The sequence below is a fragment of the Salinarimonas rosea DSM 21201 genome (genome assembly GCF_000429045.1).
GTDB classification, from domain to species: Bacteria; Pseudomonadota; Alphaproteobacteria; order Rhizobiales; family Beijerinckiaceae; genus Salinarimonas; species Salinarimonas rosea.
Genome location: NZ_AUBC01000012.1, coordinates 40,715 through 55,786, shown reverse-complemented (window position 1 = coordinate 55,786; position 15,072 = coordinate 40,715). Strand labels below are relative to the sequence as shown.

The window sequence follows — 15,072 nt, the reverse complement described above, 5'->3', positions numbered from 1 at the left end:
CCTGCCTCACGAGACGAGCGGGAAGCCGCCGATCGTGGCGACGGTGACGAGGACGGTGGCGAACATGAAGTGCCAGTAGAGCGTCGTGTTGCGGATATCGATGTCGCGCCGCGCGGTCAGCCGCCCGGCGAGCGCGCGCGCCAGGCAATAGGCGTGGGCGACGAAGCCGATGGCGAGGTGGATGCCGGTCCACAGCACCAATACCCACACGGTCGCCGGATAGGCGTGCGCCGTCGGGTCCATGCCGGTCAGCCACGGCCCCGCCGCGAGCGCCGCGACGCCGACGGGGCCGAGCACGAGACAGGCGGCGAGGAGCGCGATCCCCAGCCGCTCCCGGCCGCCGCGGATCGCCTTCTGGGCGCCCATCGTCACCGCCCAGGCGAGCACCAGGATCGCGAGCGCGATCGTCGGCCATTCCCAGCCCGGCCCCCGCGACCCCGGCGGCGGGAACTCCGGGTGGACCGTCCAGAAGAAGTAGTAGCCGAAGACGATCCCGGCGAAGGCCGCCATGTCGCCGATCATGGTGATGAACATCGCCCACCAGCCCACCGAAGCCGGCCCCGAGGCGTAGAGCGGCACGGTGACCCCCAGCCCGATGTCCTTCTCCTCCTTCTCCGGCTCGACCGCCGTGCCGGTCCACAGCCAGGCCAGGATCGTCGCGGTGGCGAGCGCGCCGCAGGTGATGGCGAGCGCATAGAGCTCGAACGTGCCCAGGATGAAAAACCCGCCGGCGAAGCCCGCCGCGATCATGGTCAGCCAGGCCGGGCCGGGCACGCGCAGGCACTGGATGGGCCGCGCGTCGATGACGGTGGTGATGATCGTCTCGCGCTTCACCTCCTCGGCATCCGGCAGGTAGAAGCGGCCGGCGTCGTAGTCCGCGACGAAGTTCTCCTGCTGCCAGAGCGGGTAGCGGCTCGACACGGCCGGGATCGTACGTGCGCCCCAGGGCGGCGGCGGGATCTTCGTCGCCCATTCGAGCGAGCCGGCGTTCCACGGGTTGCGCGCCGAGACGGGCTGGCGGCCCTTCGGGCGGATCACGTCCCACAGGAACACGGCGAGGCCGGTGGCCAGGGTGAAGGCGCCGATCGTCGAGACGAGGTTGAGGAGCTCGAGCCCCATGCCCGGCTCGTAGGTGAACACCCGCCGCGGCATGCCGCGCAGCCCCGAGATGTGCATCGGCCAGAATGCGAGATTGAAGCCGACGAAGGCGAGCCAGAAGGCGATCTTGCCCAGCCGCGGCGAGAGCGATCTCCCGCCCACCAGCGGGTAGAAATAGTGGATCGCGCCGAGGATCGGGAACACCACGCCGCCGACGAGCACGTAGTGCAGGTGGGCGACGACGAAGTAGGTGTCGTGCGCCTGGAAATCGAAAGGCGCGAGCGCCACCATCACGCCGGTGAGCCCGCCGAGCACGAAGACCGCGAAGGCGCCCGAGACCCAGAGCATCGGCACGTTCCCCGTGGCGCGCCCCACCAGCATCGTCGCGATGAAGCAGAACAGCTGCACGCCCGTGGGGATCGCCACCGAGACCGACGCCGCCGAGAAGAAGCCGAGCGATACGTTCGGCAGGCCCGTCGTGTACATGTGGTGGACCCACAAGCCGAACGAGATGAACCCCGTCCCCACCGCCGCGAGCACGACCCAGGAATAGCCGACGAGCGGCCTCTGGGCGAAGGCGGGGATCATCGTCGCGACCAGCGCGATCGCCGGCAGGAAGATGATGTAGACCTCCGGGTGGCCGAAGATCCAGAACAGGTGCTGCCACAGGAGCGGGTCGCCGCCCCGGTCGGGGTCGAAGAAGGGCCAGTCGAAGGCCCGCTGCATCTCGAACAGCAGGTCCCCCGCGATCAGCGGCGGGAAGGCGAACAGGATCATCCCGGCGACGACCAGCACGTACCAGGCGTAGAGCGGCATCAGGTTGATGCGCATCCCCGGCGGCCGGGTCTTGAGCGCGCCGACGATGAGCTCCACCGCCGCCGCGATCGAGGCGATCTCGATGAAGGACAGGCCGAGCAGCCAGATGTCGTTGCCGTAGCCGTCCTGGTACTCGGTCGCGAGCGGCGGGTACATGAACCAGCCGCCCTTCGGCGCGGCGTCGAAATAGATCGAGCCGCAGACGAACACGCCGCCGATCAGGAAGCACCAGAAGCCGAAGGCGGAGAGCCGCGGGAACGGCAGGTCCCGCGCGCCGAGCATCTGCGGCAGGACCAGGATCGAGAAGGCCTCGAAGGACGGTACGCCGAACAGGAACATCATCGCCGAGCCGTGCAGCGTGAAGAGCTGGTTGTACTGGTCGGCGGTGACGAGGTCGTTGTCCGGCACGGCGAGCTGCGCGCGCATGATCAGCGCCAGCACGCCGGCGAAGAGGAAGAACAGGAAGGCGCAGACCGTGTACCAGAGGCCAACCTCGGTGTTGTTCACCGCCGACCAGTAGCGCCAGCCCGTCGGCGTCTCCCAGGCCTTGGCGAGGCGGCGCTCCTGCGCCTCCTGCACGCTTTCGCCGGGGCGCGTTCTCGCCCAGTCGAGGAGCTTGTCGCGCCCGCTCATGTCAGGCCGTCCAGGTAGAGGGCGAGCGCGGCGAGGTCGCCCTCGGGCAGCATGCCGAAGGGCGGCATGTTGGCGTCCGGCTTGACCTCGTGGACGTCGGAGATCCAGCGGACGTAGTCGTCGGGCGTGTTGGGGAGCGCGCCCGCGGCCAATGTGCGGCGCGAGCCGACGTGGGTGAGGTCGGGCCCGACATCGCCATCAGCCTCGGTGCCGCGGATCGCGTGGCAGGCGCCGCAGCCGTACTCGGTGAACACCGCCATCCCCCGCTGGGCCGCCGCGCTCGCCGGCGGCTCGGCCGGCGCCGCCTGGCGCGCCAGCCAGGCCTCCCAGGCGGCGGGCTCCATCACGAGCACCGCGAAGCTCATGAGCGCATGCGACGCGCCGCAATACTCCGCGCAGGCGCCGCGGAACACGCCCGTGCGCGTCGGCTCGAGCACGATCACGGTCTCGCGGCCGGGAATCATGTCCATCTTGCCGGCGAGCGCGGGGACCCAGAAGGAGTGGATGACGTCGGGGCTCGTCAGCCGCAGCACCGCGGGACGCCCGACGGGGAGCGCGAGCTCGTTGGCGACAGGAACGGCGGTCTCGCCCGTCTCGGCACGGTAGCGCGCGCGCCACCACCATTGCAGCCCCTCGACCTCGATCTCGACGGCGCCCTGCGGCAGCGGCGGCTTCACCTGCGGCATCAGCCACAGGCCCCAGGCGAGCACGCCGGCGAGGACGAGCGTCGGGATCACCGCCCCGCCGCCGACGACGAGGAGGCGCACCTTCGCCTCGTCGTGGGCCCGCGGGCCGAAATAGGCGGCGTAGATCGAGAGCCCGATCACGACGAGCCAGATCAGCGTCGCGCCCCCGAACAGCCACCAGGACAGCTCCGCGATCGCCGCCGCGCTGCGGCCCGCGGGGGCGAGGACCGAGCTTTCGCCGAGCAGCGCGGCGAGCGTGTCGTCTGGAGGCGCGGCCATGCGGTCTTCCGGGCCGGCGCGCGTGCACGGCACGCCGGCGAGGGTCGGGTTCGACCGTCAAGCCGCGGGAGGGGTGAACCGTTCCCCGGGCGCACGCCCGGGGCTCAAGGCGTCGTGCCGTCCTCCGCGCTCGGCGAGGCCCGCCCCGTCGGAGCCGGCGCAACCGAGGGCTTGCTGCTCGGAAGCGTGACGAACGCCGCATAGCCGACGACGGAGAGCAGGGCGAGCGCCGAGAGGGCGAGCCGGTAGGAGGCCTCGGTCCCGTACGGTCCCGACAGCGCCGTCACCATCAGCCCGAAGCTCCATTGCCAGAGGAAGACGCCGACGAAGAGGAGCAGATTGAAGAAGGCGAGCGCCCGGCCGGCTTCGCTCGGACCGAAACGCTGGCCGACCAGGGGATGCGTCACCGAGAGCGGCCAGGCCGCCACGCAGTAGGCGGCGAAATGATACCATTGGGCGGCGGGGCCGAGAGCGGCGATCCAGATCAGCATGCCGATGCCGAGCGGCGTGAAGCGCCGCAGCAGGACCTCGGCGTCGTCGGGCGAGCGGATGATGTAGGGGCTGAGATACCCCATCACGAGGAAGACCACGAGCATGATGCCGTTGATCGCCAGGAGCCCGGTGGACGCGCCTCGGACAGTCTCGCCGCCGACGTCGGTCAGCCACGGCCCGATCCACAGCGTCTGGATCGCCACCAGGATGGCGTAGTTGAAGAGGCCCACCGCGCCGATCTTCCAGGTGTAGGGGGCGCGAACGACGGAGCCGTAGCTCGCCAGGAGGCCGCCCGGGCCGGCGGCGCCCGATCTCTCGTGCCGCGGCGCGCGAAGGGCGATGACGACGGCGACGACGGCGAAGAGGACGCCGAGAGCCGCGAAGAGCGGCCTCCATCCGAACGCGGTGGCGATGCTCTCCGAGGGCAACGTGCCCATCACCAGGCCCAGGGCGCCCGCCATGAGCATCCAAGAATTGATCCGCTGCTGCATCGGCACGGGCGTCCAGAGCCGAGCCGCGGTGAGCGGTGCGATGAGGCAGGCGCTCACCCCGATGCCGATGAGGAGCCGCGCCCACAGCAGGCCCGGAAAGGAGAGAGCCGCCGCGAAGGCGAGGCACGAGAGCGCTGCGATCGAGAGCGACCCGACCATCACGGCACGCACGCCGTACCGGTCGAGGAACATCCCCATGGGGAGCTGCAGGAGGGCGAAGGAGGCGAAGTACGATCCCGCCAGCAGCCCGAGCTCCGCCGGCGAGACGCCGAATTCCCGCGTGAAGAACGGTGCGAGCGCGGCGGTGATGCCGCGCAGCAGGGACGACAGCAGGTATCCGGCTGCGAAGACGGCCATCAGGACTACGAGCGAGCTTCCGCCGGGCGCCGTGTGGGATTTCGGTTCCATTCGGTACGTAACCTGTCTGGATATGCTCCGCTTTACGTCTCGCTCGAAGACAGGAACCGATACAGCGCGCATGAAGACATTCTGTCGTGAGTTCGAGGCACGAATGCCGAGCGGCGGCCCGAGGCCGCTGCGCAACTCCGCCACCGCCCCGGCGTGATCCCGGATGGTCGCGGAGGGATGGTCGGGGCGGAGCCCGGCTGCCCTTCCGCACTGCAAGACTCGCAATTTTCGGTTATGAGATCATGCTGGTGACCGGCGTCGGCTGCACCGTTCCCGAGGCCGCCCTCGCCCGCGTTCCCCTGCACCAGCACGCCGGAAACGACCATCCATGAAGACGTCCCTCGTTCCGAACATCTCGTTGTTCGTTCGGCTCGTCGAGCTCGGCTCCTTCGCGGCCGTCGCGGACGAATTCGGGTACACCGCTTCCGCCGTCTCCAAGCTGGTCAGCCGCATGGAGGGCCGGCTCGGCGTGAAGCTGCTTCACCGCACGACGCGCAAGCTGTCGCTGACGCCCGAAGGCGAAATCTTCCTGGCTCACGCCCGGAGGATCATCTTGCTGGAAGAGACCATCGAGGCCGATCTGTCGCGGGCGGTCGGCGAGCCGCGGGGGCATCTGCGCGTGAATTGCGGCACCGCTTTCGCGCGCCACAAGCTGACGCGGCTCTTGCCACGGTTCCTCGAGAAATATCCGCGCATCACGCTCGACGTCTCGGTCTGCGACCGCCGCATCGATCCGATCAGGGAGCAGATGGACGTCACGATCAGGGTCGGGGACTCGGCCGACAGCGACCTCGTCGCCGTTCGCCTCGGGACCGTTCGGCGGATCATTGCCGTCAGCCCGCGCTATTGCTCGGTCCATGGTCGACCGGCTCGCCCGGAGGATCTTCGTCGCCACGCCTGCCTGTTGCTGTCCGGCTTCGCCGAGCAGGCGATCTGGCCCATGCGGGTGAACGGAAACCGAATGGACATCGAGGTGAGCGGCCCGGTCGCATCCGACAGCGCCGACATGTTGCTGCAGATGGCCATCGAAGGCGTCGGCATCATCCGCCTGGGCGACTTCCTGGGCGAGGACGCTCTGGCGAAAGGTGCCCTGATCGAGCTGTTCTCCGGGGAGCACGACGACGAGCCCAAGCCGCTCACGGCGCTGATGCTCCCGAACCGCCACGACATCCCTCGGGTCCGCGCCTTCGTGGACTTCCTGAAGGCGGAGCTTCGACAACCGGCGGCGAGGCAGGCCGCGCACCGCGACGCGCATTCCTGCTGAGCGGTTCTCCCTGTGCACAAGCGCCCTCGGAGCGTCGACTCTTGCTCGCGCGTTCGACCGTCGGCTACCTTGCCCCGCGGCCAGCCGGGGACAGGCTCGCGGCAGGACGAACCCGCAACCGGACAGGGATGGCGATATGCGCGCGTTTCTGGAGCGCTCGGCCCTGTTCACGGGGTTCTGGATCGTGCTGACCGGCGGCGCCGGAAAGCCCTGGCTCCCGCTCGTCGCGATCCTCGCCGCGGCGCTCGTGAGCCTGCGGCTGCTGCCGCCCCGGGAGCGGCGCCTGGCGCCGCTCGCGGCGGGTCGCTTCATCGTCGGTTTCCTCGCGCGCTCCGTCGCGGGCGGCGTCGACGTCGCCTGGCGGGCGTTCCATCCGCGCATGCCACTCGCGCCGGGCTGGCGCGTCCTGCCGACGCGCCTGCCCCACGGCGGCGTGCGCGTCGCCTTCGAGACCGAGCTCTCGCTTCTCCCAGGCACCCTGAGCGCCGGCAGCGTCGGAGAGGCGATCCTCGTCCATTGCCTCGACGTGCGCGGGGACGTTCACGGCGCGGTGCGGGCAGAAGAGGCGCGCCTCGCCGCCACCCTGCGCACCGACGCGGAGCGGCGCGGATGAGCGCGGCCTTCCTCGCCTTCGCCGCGATCCTGCTCCTCACCGTGGCGGGCGCGTTCGTGCGCGTCCTGCGCGGGCCGACCTCCGCCGACCGGATGCTGGGCGCCCAGCTCGTCGGCACCGGCGGCGTCGCCGTCACCCTCCTGCTCGCCGCGGCGACGGGCGAGACCGCAGCGATCGACGTCGCCCTCGTCCTCGCGCTGCTCGCGGCCTTCGCCACGGTAGCCTTCGTCAAGAGCGCCAGCCACGACGGCCTGGGCGATCCCGAGGAGGAGGAGGCCGAGATCGGTGCGGATCCTGAGGCGACGGGCCGATGAGCGCGCTCGACCTCTTCAGCCTCGCCGCCCTGACGGTCGGTGCCGGCTTCTTCGTCGCGGGCACCGTCGGGCTCCTGCGCTTCCCCGACCTGCACACGCGCCTGCACGCGCTGACCAAGGCCGACAATCTCGGGCTCGGCTTCGTCGTGCTCGGCGTGATGCCGCATCTCGGCGGGCTCCTGCCGGCGCTGAAGGTCGTCGGCGTCTGGGTGCTCGCGATGCTCGCGGCGGGCACCGCGGCGCAGCTCGTGGCGCGCGCGGCGCTGCCCCGGCGCCCACCCCCGGAGGAGGGATGACGAGCGGTGTCGGATCCGTCGCGGGGCTCGCCTTCGATCTCGCGCTCGGCGGTCTCCTGCTGGCGACGGCGCTCGCGGCCGTCGCCGGGCGCAACCTTTTCGGAGGCGTCGTGGCGTTCGTCGTCTACGGCCTCCTCGCCTCCCTCGCCTGGGTGCGGCTCGGGGCGATCGACGTCGCGCTCGCGGAGGCGGCGATCGGCGCGGGGCTGACGGGCGTCCTGCTCGTCGGCGCCGTCGCGCGGCTGGCGCGGATCGGCGCGGTCGAGCCGGCCCCGACGGCGCCCGTCGGCAAAGCGCTGGCGGCGCTCGGCGCGGTGGGCGTCGCCGGGGCGATCGCGCTCGCGGTCCTGGCGCTGCCGGAAGGCCGGCCGGGGCTCGGCCCGGAGGTCGCGCGCAACCTGGAGGCGAGCGGGGTCGAGAACCCGGTCACCGCCGTCCTCATCGTGTTTCGCGGCTACGACACGCTGATCGAGTCGATCGTCCTCCTCGCCGCCCTCGTCGGCGTCTGGGCCGCGAGCCTGGAGCGGGACTGGGGCGGGCTCCCGGGCCTGCGCCAGCATGCACGCCCCGGCGGCGTGATGGCGACCTTCGCGCGGCTCGTGCCCTCGATCGGGATCGTCGTCGGGATCTACGTCGTCCATGCCGGCGCCTATGCGCCCGGCGGCGCCTTCCAGGGCGGCACGATCCTCGCCGCGGTCTACCTCCTCGCCGCCATGGCGGGGCTGGTCGAGCCCCCGGCCGTGTCGCGCCTGCCCGTGCGCCTCGCGCTGGCGCTCGGGCCGGCCGTGTTCCTGGGGCTCGGCGTCGTCGGCGCGCTCGGCGGGACCTTCCTCGCCTTCCCGGAGGCCGTCGCGGGGACGCTCGTCCTCGTGGTCGAGACCGCGCTCACGGTCTCGATCGCCGCGACGCTGGCGCTCCTCGTGCTCGGCCCGCCGGCGCGCCCCTCGCCCGGAGGCGCGCCGTGAGCCCCGATCTCGCGCCGCACGCCACGATCTACGCGCTCGTCGGCGCCGCGCTCGTCGGGCTCGGCCTCTACGGCCTCGTCGCGCGGCGCCACCCGCTGCGCCGGCTCGTCGGCTTCAACATCATGGGGTCGGGCCTCTTCATCGTCTTCGGAGCGGCCGGCATGGGCCCGCTCGGCCCGGATCCGGTGCCGCAGGCGCTGATCATCACCGGCATCGTGGTCGCCTTCTCCGCCACCGCGCTGATCACGGCGCTCGCCGGACGCTACGCCGCGCTCACGGGCCGGGCGGGGCTGCCGGAGGAGACGCCGCCGCCGGAGGGCGGCGCGGCGGGGCGGCCCGAGGCATCATGACCGAACCGCTCGATCCGGCCGCTCTCGCTGCAGCGCTCGCCGTGGCGCTGCCGCTCGCCGGCGCCCTCGCCGCGCTCGTGATGGGACGGCGCGCGGGCGACCTGTTCTTCGTCACCGGGCCCGCGATGGCGCTCGTCGCGGCCGCACTGGTCGCCGGCGTCGCCGAGGGCGGGCCGGCTCGGATCGCCGTCGGCGGCTTCGCGCCACCGCTCGGGATTGCGCTCGTCACAGACGGCCTCGCCGCGACCTTCGTGGCGACCACGGTCGCCGTCATGGCGGCGGCGCTCGCCTTCGCCCGCGGCGGCCTCGTCGCGCGCCTGCGCGAGACGCGCCGGGGCTACGCCTTCGTGGCGCTGGCCCATCTCGCCTGGGGCGCGCTGAACGCCGTCTTCCTCTCGGGCGACCTGTTCAACCTCTATGTCGCGCTCGAGCTCCTGAGCCTCGCGGCGATCGGGCTCGTGGCGCTGGAGGGCAAGGCCGAGACGCTCGCGGCCGCGATCCGCTACGCGTTCTTCGCGCTGACCGGCTCGCTGCTCTACCTCTCCGGCGCGATCCTGCTCTATGCCGCGACCGGCACGCTCGACATCGCGCTCCTCGGCGCCCACGCCCCGGAGGGCGCGACGACGCTCGTCGCCGGCGCGCTGATGACCGCCGGCCTGTGCGCCAAGACGGCGCTCTTCCCGCTGCACGCCTGGCTGCCGCCCGCACATGCCGGCGCGCCGGCGCCCGCCTCCGCGATCCTGTCCGGCCTCGTGCCGAAGGCGTCCTTCGTCGTGATGGCGAGGCTGTGGCTCGAGGCGCTGCCCGATGCCGCGGGGCCGGCGCTCGGGCCCCTGCTCGGCGGCCTCGGCGCGGCGGCGATCCTCTACGGATCGGTGCTCGCGCTCCGGCAGGAGCGGCTCAAGCTGCTCGTCGCCTATTCGACCATCGCCCAGATCGGCTACCTGTTCCTGCTGTTCCCGCTCGCCGGCGGCGCGCTCTCGACGCAGCCCTGGGCCGCCGGCGCCTGGAGCGGAGCGATGTTGCACGGCGTCTCGCACGCGCTGGCGAAGGCGGCGCTGTTCCTCGCCGCCGGCCTCGTCCTGGCACGGCTCGGCCACGACCGGATCGCCGGCCTCTCGGGGCTCGCGAGGGCGATGCCGATGACGGCCTTCGCCATCGGCCTATCCGCGGTGACCCTGATGGGCCTGCCGCCGAGCGGCGGCTTCATCGCCAAGTACCTGCTGCTCGTCGCGGCCTTCGCCTCGGGCGAGTGGGCCTGGGGCGTGATCCTGCTCGCCGGCGGGGTCCTCTCGGCGCTCTACCTCTTCCCGGTCCTCGGCCGGCTGTTCGCCAAAGGGGATGCGGAGGGGGAGGACGCGCCCGAGGACGAGCCGACGGGCCCGCTGCCCTCCCGGGCGCGCGAGGCGATCCCGCTCGTCCTCGCCGGGCTCGCCATCGCACTCGGCTTCGCCTCGGCCTGGCCGACGGCGCTCCTCGCCATCGGACGCCCGGGCGCCGCAATGGAGGGGCTCGAATGAACGGGCTCCTTCCGGTCCTCATCATCGCGACCTCGCTCGCGCCGGCGCTCGCGACCTTCTTCTTGGCGGAGGACCAGGCGGGCTGGCGCAACGGGCTCAACCTCGGCGGGGCGGTCCTGAAGATCGCCCTCGTCGGCTTCATGCTGGTCGAGGTCGCGGACGGCGCGATCTACGATACCCGTTTCGACCTCGCGCCGGGCCTCGCCCTCGTCCTGCGCGTCGACGCGTTGTCGCTCCTCTTCGTCACGCTCTCGGCGGCGCTGTGGCTGCTGACGACGATCTACGCGATCGCCTATTTCGAGGGGACGCGCGACCTCTCGCGCTTCTTCGGCTTCTTCTCGCTGTGCGTCGCCGCGACGACCGGGATCGCCTTCTCCGGCACGCTGGTGACGTTCTTCGTCTTCTACGAGCTCCTCACCCTCTCGACCTGGCCGCTCGTCGTGCACAAGGGGGATGCGGCCTCGCTGTCGGCGGGCCGGCGCTACCTCGCCTACACGATGCCGGGCAGCGCGGCGCTGCTCGCCGCCATCGTCTGGCTCGAGAGCGCGGTCGGCCCGATCGCCTTCGCCCAGCCGGCGGCGCTCGAGACCGTCGACGAGACGACCCTGCGCCTCGTCTTCGTGCTGTTCGTCCTCGGCATCGGCGTCAAGGCCGCGCTCGTGCCGCTGCACGGCTGGCTGCCGGCGGCGATGGCAGCGCCGGCGCCGGTCTCGGCGCTGCTCCATGCGGTCGCCGTGGTGAAGGCGGGCGCCTTCGGGATCGTGCGCGTCGTCCACGACGTCTACGGCATCGCGCGGGTGGAGGCGCTGGGGCTCGGCACGCCGCTCGCGCTGCTGGCGGCCTTCACCATCGTCTACGGCTCGGCGCGGGCGCTGCAGCAGGTCGACATCAAGCGCCGCCTCGCCTTCTCGACGGTGAGCCAGGTCTCCTACATCATCCTCGGCGTGGCGCTGGCCGGGCCCGTCGCGACGATCGGCGGGCTCGTCCACCTCGTCCACCAGGGGCTGATGAAGATCACCCTGTTCTTCTGCGCCGGCATCTTCGCCGAGCGGGCGCACGTCCACCGGATCGACGAGCTCGCCGGCATCGGCCCGCGCATGCCCTGGACGGCGAGCGCCTTCTCCGTCGGCGCGCTCGGCATGATCGGCGTGCCGCCGATCGCGGGCTTCGTCTCCAAATGGTACCTCGGCATCGGCGGGCTGCAGGCGGGGCAGCCCTGGGTGATCGGCGTGCTCGTCGCCTCCTCGCTGCTCAACGCCTCCTACTTCCTGCCGCTCCTCTACCGCATGTGGTTCCTGCCCGCGCCGGAGACGCTGCCGGCGCGGGGGCCGGACGCGCGCGCGCTGGAGCGCCCGCTCGGCCTGATCGCGCCCCCCGTCGCCACGGCGCTCGCCGCGCTCGCGGTCGGCTTCCTGGCGGCCTCGCCGATCTCGCCGCTCGCCTGGACGACGCTCATCGTCGAGAGGGCCTATACGCCATGATCGAGGGCCCGCTTCTCCCCTTCGTCGCGCTCGCCTGGCCGCTCCTGCTCGGCGCGCTGGCGTCCCTGCCGGCGATGCGCCCGCGCGCGCTCGTCCTCCTGCCGCTGGCGCCGCTGCCCGCGCTTCTCGCGGCGTTCCTCGCCCCGCACGGGGTCGAGACGCGCGCGCCCGACCTCCTGCTCGGCGTCGTCCTCGCGCTCGACCCGTCCTCGGCGCTGCTGCTCGGCGTCGTCGCGGCGCTCTGGATGCTCGCGGGCGTCTTCGCGCTGGACTACATGCGCGGCACGCACAAGCCTACGACCTTCACCGGCTTCTGGTGCCTGACGCTCGCCGGCAATCTCGGCGTCTTCCTCGCCCGCGACGTCGCCACCTTCTACGTCTGCTTCGCCGCGGTCTCGCTCGCGGCCTATATCCTCGTCGTGCACGAAGGCGACGCGCGGGCGCTGCGCGCGGGGCGTCTCTACCTGGCGCTGGCGGTGCTCGGCGAGGCGGCGATCCTCGCCGGGCTGACCATCGGCGCCGCCGGTGCGGGGAGCCTCGACGTCGCCGCGGTGCGCGCGGCTCTCGGGACCATGCCCTACGGCGATGTCGCGAGCGCGGGCCTCCTCGTCGGCTTCGGGATCAAGGCCGGCCTCGTGCCGCTCCACGTCTGGCTCCCCCTCGCGCATCCGGCCGCGCCGACGCCGGCCTCCGCCGTGCTCTCGGGCGCCATCGTCAAGGCGGGCGTCTTCGGCGTGATGCTGCTCGTCCCGTTCGAGGCGCTCGCGCCCGCGCTCTGGAGCCTCCTCGTCGCGCTGGGGTTCGCGGGCGCCTTCCTCGCCGTCGTCGCCGGGCTCGCGCAGACGAACCCCAAGGCGATCCTCGCCTACTCGACGGTGAGCCAGATGAGCCTGCTGCTGGGCGCGCTTGCCGCCTCGGCCGCCGCCGGCGCGCCGGCACTGGGGAACGCGGCGCTCTACGCGGCGCATCAGGGGCTCGCCAAGGGCGCGCTGTTCCTCTCGGTCGGCGTGGTGGCCGCGACCACCGGCGCGCTCAGGCGCGCGACGCTCGGGCTCGTGGCGCTCGTGGCGCTCTCGATCGCGGGCCTGCCGCCGCTCGGCGGCGCGCTCGCCAAGGTCGCGCTCAAGGCGCCGCTGTCGGGGCTGGTCGCGTTCCTCGTCACGGTCTCGGCCGCCACGACGGCGCTCCTCCTGCTGCACGCCTGGCGCGCCGTCGCGGCGCAGCCGTCGGGCGAGACCACGGGAGCGGCGGCGCGCGCCCTGCGCTTCTGCCCCTTCGCCGCGCTGTCGCTCGCCGCGCTCGTCCTGCCCTGGATCGGTTTCGCGCCCTTCGCCGGGCACTCGCTCGGCTACGCCACGAAGCCCGAGAACCTGTGGGCCGGCGCCTGGCCCGTGCTGCTCGCGGGCGCGGTCGCGCTCCTGGCGACCCGTCCGCGGCTGCGCGCCCGCCTGCGCGGCCCGACGATCCCGGAGGGGGACCTCGCGCAGCCGCTCGAGCGCGCGGCGGCGGCGATCGTGGCGCAGGTCCGCCGGCGCTCGCAGGTGCGCAGCCACGGCCTGCGCCGCGACGGCCGGCGCCTCCTCGACCGGGCGCAGGCGCGGCTCGCCGGGCTGGAACGGCCGCTCGTCGCGTGGTCCGCGAGCGGGATCGTCCTCGCCGCCCTCGCTCTCGCCACGGGGCTCGTCCTCCTCCAGACGAGCGGCTGACGCCGGAGCGCTGCCGCCGGCCGGGTCCGGCCGCGATCAGCCGGCGGTGGCGCGCGTGCGCAGGAGATCCACGCCCGCCCGCAGCGCCTGCTGGTAGAGGAGGTGGTCGAGGCCGTAGGCGATGACCCGGAAACCGAGGTCCCAGTAGCGCGCCGCCCAGTCCGCGTCGGTCGCCATGAAGCCGGCCGGCTTGGCCGCTGCGCGCGCGGCCTCGAGGACGCGATCGATGGCCGCGCGGTAGTCCGGGTGCTCGAACTGCGCGGGAATGCCCATGAAGCTCGTCAGGTCGAAATGCCCGACCCAGACCACGTCGATGCCGGTCGTCGCGGCGATGGCCCGTGCGTTCTCGACGCCGAGCGGCGTCTCGATCTGGGCGATGACGAGCCGACGCTCGGCAGCCGCCGCCATCTTGTCCACGGGCGAGCCGGCGCGGTAGTCGTCGTGAGCGACCGAGAAGGCCGCCCCGCGCCGGCCGACGGGCGGATAGGACGCGCAGGCGGCGATATGCGCGGCCTGCTCCGCCGTCTCGATCATCGGCAGCATCACCCCGTGCGCGCCGACGTCGAAGGCACGGGCGACGAAGTGGTAGTCCGGCGCCGGGACGCGGACGATCGGCGCGAGACCGATGCCGCGGCAGGCGGCGCACTGCGCCTTCATCGTCTCGAACCCGGCGCCGGAATGCTCCATGTCGAGCAGCAGGAAGTCGGCGCCCGTCGCTGCGACGATCGCCGGCAGGCCGGGCACGAAGAACTCGAAGGCCATCGTGCCGATGGCGGAGCCGGTCTCCTCGATCTTGCGCTTGAGCGATGTCACGGGGCGTCCTCCGGGCTCGGGCGCGCATCGACGCGCCTCCAATAGGTCCGCGCGACGTCGTCCAGGTGCTCGGACATGGCCGCCTCGGCGGCGTCCGGGTCGCAGGCGACGAGCGCGGCGAAGATGCGCTGGTGGAAGCCGAACGCGCGCGCCTCGGCGTCCTCCTCCTCGAGGCACACCGCGCGCTGCGCGGCGAGCCAGCCGGAGAGCGCCTCGTGCGTCCCGAACAGGAGCGGGTTCGCGAGGGTGCGGACGATCTCGGCGTGGAAGGCGAGATCCGTCTCGCGAAACCGGACGCGGTCCCCGCGGGCCCGCCCGTTCTGCTCGAGGGCTGCTGCGATCCGGTCGAGATCCTCCGGCGTCGCCGCGCGCGCGACGTCGCGCACGATCGCCCGCTCCACCATGTGGCGCACGGCCTGGAAGTCGCGCATGCCCTGCGGCTGCGCCAGGTAGAGCCCGGCGGCCCCCGAGAGCGCCTCGATCAGGCGTCCCGCCTCGGGCCGCGCCACGCGCGCGCGCTCCCCGTTCGAAACGGTGACCACGCCGCGCTGCTCGAGCGCGAGCAGCGCCTCGCGGATCGTGGCGCGGCCGACCTGGAAGCGGCTCGTCAGCTCACGCTCGGAGGGCAGCGGGTCCCCCTCCCGGAGCCCGCCTTCCACGATCGTCCGCTGCAGGCGCGCCGCGACCTCCTCGAAGAGCCGCTGGCGCCGGATCGGTGCGAGTTCGACCATCTGCAGACTCCAACTGGTATGACGACGTTATCTCCCGATAGGTTGACAAGTCAACGCGACCGTCGTGTGATGAGGGTGCGGGCCTCGCCGCCCGCGACGGAACGAGCCACCCGACG

General features: G+C 72.6%; 14 protein-coding genes. 9 read left to right on the top strand and 5 right to left on the bottom strand.

Features of this window, described 5'->3' with window-relative positions:
* Positions 1 to 6 precede the first annotated feature (6 nt).
* The 3 genes from ctaD to G407_RS26940 form a co-directional block, all read right to left on the bottom strand.
* Positions 7 to 2,547, bottom strand: a complete 2,541-nt coding sequence (ctaD, locus tag G407_RS0110310) for a cytochrome c oxidase subunit I (RefSeq protein ID WP_029030741.1) — start codon at positions 2,545 to 2,547, stop codon at positions 7 to 9.
* The gene (coxB, locus tag G407_RS0110305) at positions 2,544 to 3,512 is read right to left on the bottom strand and encodes a cytochrome c oxidase subunit II (protein WP_052341202.1); all 969 of its coding nucleotides are present in this window, start codon (positions 3,510 to 3,512) and stop codon (positions 2,544 to 2,546) included. The genes ctaD and coxB overlap by 4 nt, the downstream gene beginning before the upstream one ends.
* A 104-nt stretch (positions 3,513 to 3,616) precedes the next feature.
* Positions 3,617 to 4,852: an MFS transporter gene (locus G407_RS26940; protein WP_052341201.1), complete on the bottom strand. Its 1,236-nt coding sequence runs from the start codon at positions 4,850 to 4,852 to the stop codon at positions 3,617 to 3,619.
* Between the two features lie 379 nt (positions 4,853 to 5,231).
* Here G407_RS26940 and G407_RS0110295 point away from each other — a divergent pair, with 379 nt between their 5' ends.
* The 9 genes from G407_RS0110295 (at position 5,232) to G407_RS0110255 (ending at position 13,412) form a co-directional block, all read left to right on the top strand.
* Positions 5,232 to 6,167 carry a LysR family transcriptional regulator gene (locus G407_RS0110295; RefSeq protein WP_043539478.1) on the top strand — a complete coding sequence of 312 codons (936 nt, stop codon included), beginning with the start codon at positions 5,232 to 5,234 and terminating at the stop codon, positions 6,165 to 6,167.
* 136 nt (positions 6,168 to 6,303) lie between these two features.
* The gene (locus tag G407_RS26935) at positions 6,304 to 6,780 is read left to right on the top strand and encodes a Na+/H+ antiporter subunit E (protein ID WP_052341200.1); all 477 of its coding nucleotides are present in this window, start codon (positions 6,304 to 6,306) and stop codon (positions 6,778 to 6,780) included.
* On the top strand, positions 6,777 to 7,094 hold the full coding sequence (locus G407_RS0110285) for an MrpF/PhaF family protein (protein WP_029030738.1): 318 nt from the start codon (positions 6,777 to 6,779) through the stop codon (positions 7,092 to 7,094). Before G407_RS26935 ends, G407_RS0110285 begins: the two co-directional genes overlap by 4 nt.
* Positions 7,091 to 7,390, top strand: a complete 300-nt coding sequence (locus G407_RS0110280; protein WP_029030737.1) for a cation:proton antiporter — start codon at positions 7,091 to 7,093, stop codon at positions 7,388 to 7,390. The genes G407_RS0110285 and G407_RS0110280 overlap by 4 nt, the downstream gene beginning before the upstream one ends.
* Positions 7,387 to 8,355, top strand: a complete 969-nt coding sequence (locus G407_RS0110275; protein ID WP_029030736.1) for a hydrogenase subunit MbhD domain-containing protein — start codon at positions 7,387 to 7,389, stop codon at positions 8,353 to 8,355. Before G407_RS0110280 ends, G407_RS0110275 begins: the two co-directional genes overlap by 4 nt.
* A complete protein-coding gene (locus tag G407_RS0110270) occupies positions 8,352 to 8,705 on the top strand; it encodes an NADH-quinone oxidoreductase subunit K (RefSeq protein WP_029030735.1) in 354 nt (117 codons plus the stop codon). Before G407_RS0110275 ends, G407_RS0110270 begins: the two co-directional genes overlap by 4 nt.
* Complete coding sequence (locus tag G407_RS0110265) at positions 8,702 to 10,225, top strand: complex I subunit 5 family protein (protein ID WP_029030734.1); 1,524 nt, start codon at positions 8,702 to 8,704, stop codon at positions 10,223 to 10,225. Before G407_RS0110270 ends, G407_RS0110265 begins: the two co-directional genes overlap by 4 nt.
* The gene (locus G407_RS0110260; protein ID WP_029030733.1) at positions 10,222 to 11,706 is read left to right on the top strand and encodes a complex I subunit 5 family protein; all 1,485 of its coding nucleotides are present in this window, start codon (positions 10,222 to 10,224) and stop codon (positions 11,704 to 11,706) included. Before G407_RS0110265 ends, G407_RS0110260 begins: the two co-directional genes overlap by 4 nt.
* The gene (locus G407_RS0110255) at positions 11,703 to 13,412 is read left to right on the top strand and encodes a complex I subunit 5 family protein (protein ID WP_043539477.1); all 1,710 of its coding nucleotides are present in this window, start codon (positions 11,703 to 11,705) and stop codon (positions 13,410 to 13,412) included. The genes G407_RS0110260 and G407_RS0110255 overlap by 4 nt, the downstream gene beginning before the upstream one ends.
* A 36-nt stretch (positions 13,413 to 13,448) precedes the next feature.
* Here the strand turns inward: G407_RS0110255 and G407_RS0110250 are convergent, their stop codons facing one another.
* The gene (locus G407_RS0110250) at positions 13,449 to 14,225 is read right to left on the bottom strand and encodes an HpcH/HpaI aldolase family protein (protein WP_029030731.1); all 777 of its coding nucleotides are present in this window, start codon (positions 14,223 to 14,225) and stop codon (positions 13,449 to 13,451) included.
* On the bottom strand, positions 14,222 to 14,956 hold the full coding sequence (locus G407_RS0110245; protein ID WP_029030730.1) for an FCD domain-containing protein: 735 nt from the start codon (positions 14,954 to 14,956) through the stop codon (positions 14,222 to 14,224). Before G407_RS0110245 ends, G407_RS0110250 begins: the two co-directional genes overlap by 4 nt.
* Between the last annotated feature and the right edge of the window lie 116 nt (positions 14,957 to 15,072).

What these genes read in the sequence shown, in the direction of transcription:
- G407_RS0110285 (WP_029030738.1), top strand. Translation starts at nt 6,777, where the DNA reads ATGAGCGCGGCCTTCCTCGCCTTCGCCGCGATCCTGCTCCTCACCGTG.
- G407_RS26935 (WP_052341200.1), top strand. Translation starts at nt 6,304, where the DNA reads ATGCGCGCGTTTCTGGAGCGCTCGGCCCTGTTCACGGGGTTCTGGATC.
- G407_RS0110260 (WP_029030733.1), top strand. Translation starts at nt 10,222, where the DNA reads ATGAACGGGCTCCTTCCGGTCCTCATCATCGCGACCTCGCTCGCGCCG.
- G407_RS0110275 (WP_029030736.1), top strand. Translation starts at nt 7,387, where the DNA reads ATGACGAGCGGTGTCGGATCCGTCGCGGGGCTCGCCTTCGATCTCGCG.
- coxB (WP_052341202.1), bottom strand. Translation starts at nt 3,512, where the DNA reads ATGGCCGCGCCTCCAGACGACACGCTCGCCGCGCTGCTCGGCGAAAGC.
- G407_RS26940 (WP_052341201.1), bottom strand. Translation starts at nt 4,852, where the DNA reads ATGGCCGTCTTCGCAGCCGGATACCTGCTGTCGTCCCTGCTGCGCGGC.
- ctaD (WP_029030741.1), bottom strand. Translation starts at nt 2,547, where the DNA reads ATGAGCGGGCGCGACAAGCTCCTCGACTGGGCGAGAACGCGCCCCGGC.
- G407_RS0110265 (WP_029030734.1), top strand. Translation starts at nt 8,702, where the DNA reads ATGACCGAACCGCTCGATCCGGCCGCTCTCGCTGCAGCGCTCGCCGTG.
- G407_RS0110295 (WP_043539478.1), top strand. Translation starts at nt 5,232, where the DNA reads ATGAAGACGTCCCTCGTTCCGAACATCTCGTTGTTCGTTCGGCTCGTC.
- G407_RS0110255 (WP_043539477.1), top strand. Translation starts at nt 11,703, where the DNA reads ATGATCGAGGGCCCGCTTCTCCCCTTCGTCGCGCTCGCCTGGCCGCTC.
- G407_RS0110280 (WP_029030737.1), top strand. Translation starts at nt 7,091, where the DNA reads ATGAGCGCGCTCGACCTCTTCAGCCTCGCCGCCCTGACGGTCGGTGCC.
- G407_RS0110245 (WP_029030730.1), bottom strand. Translation starts at nt 14,956, where the DNA reads ATGGTCGAACTCGCACCGATCCGGCGCCAGCGGCTCTTCGAGGAGGTC.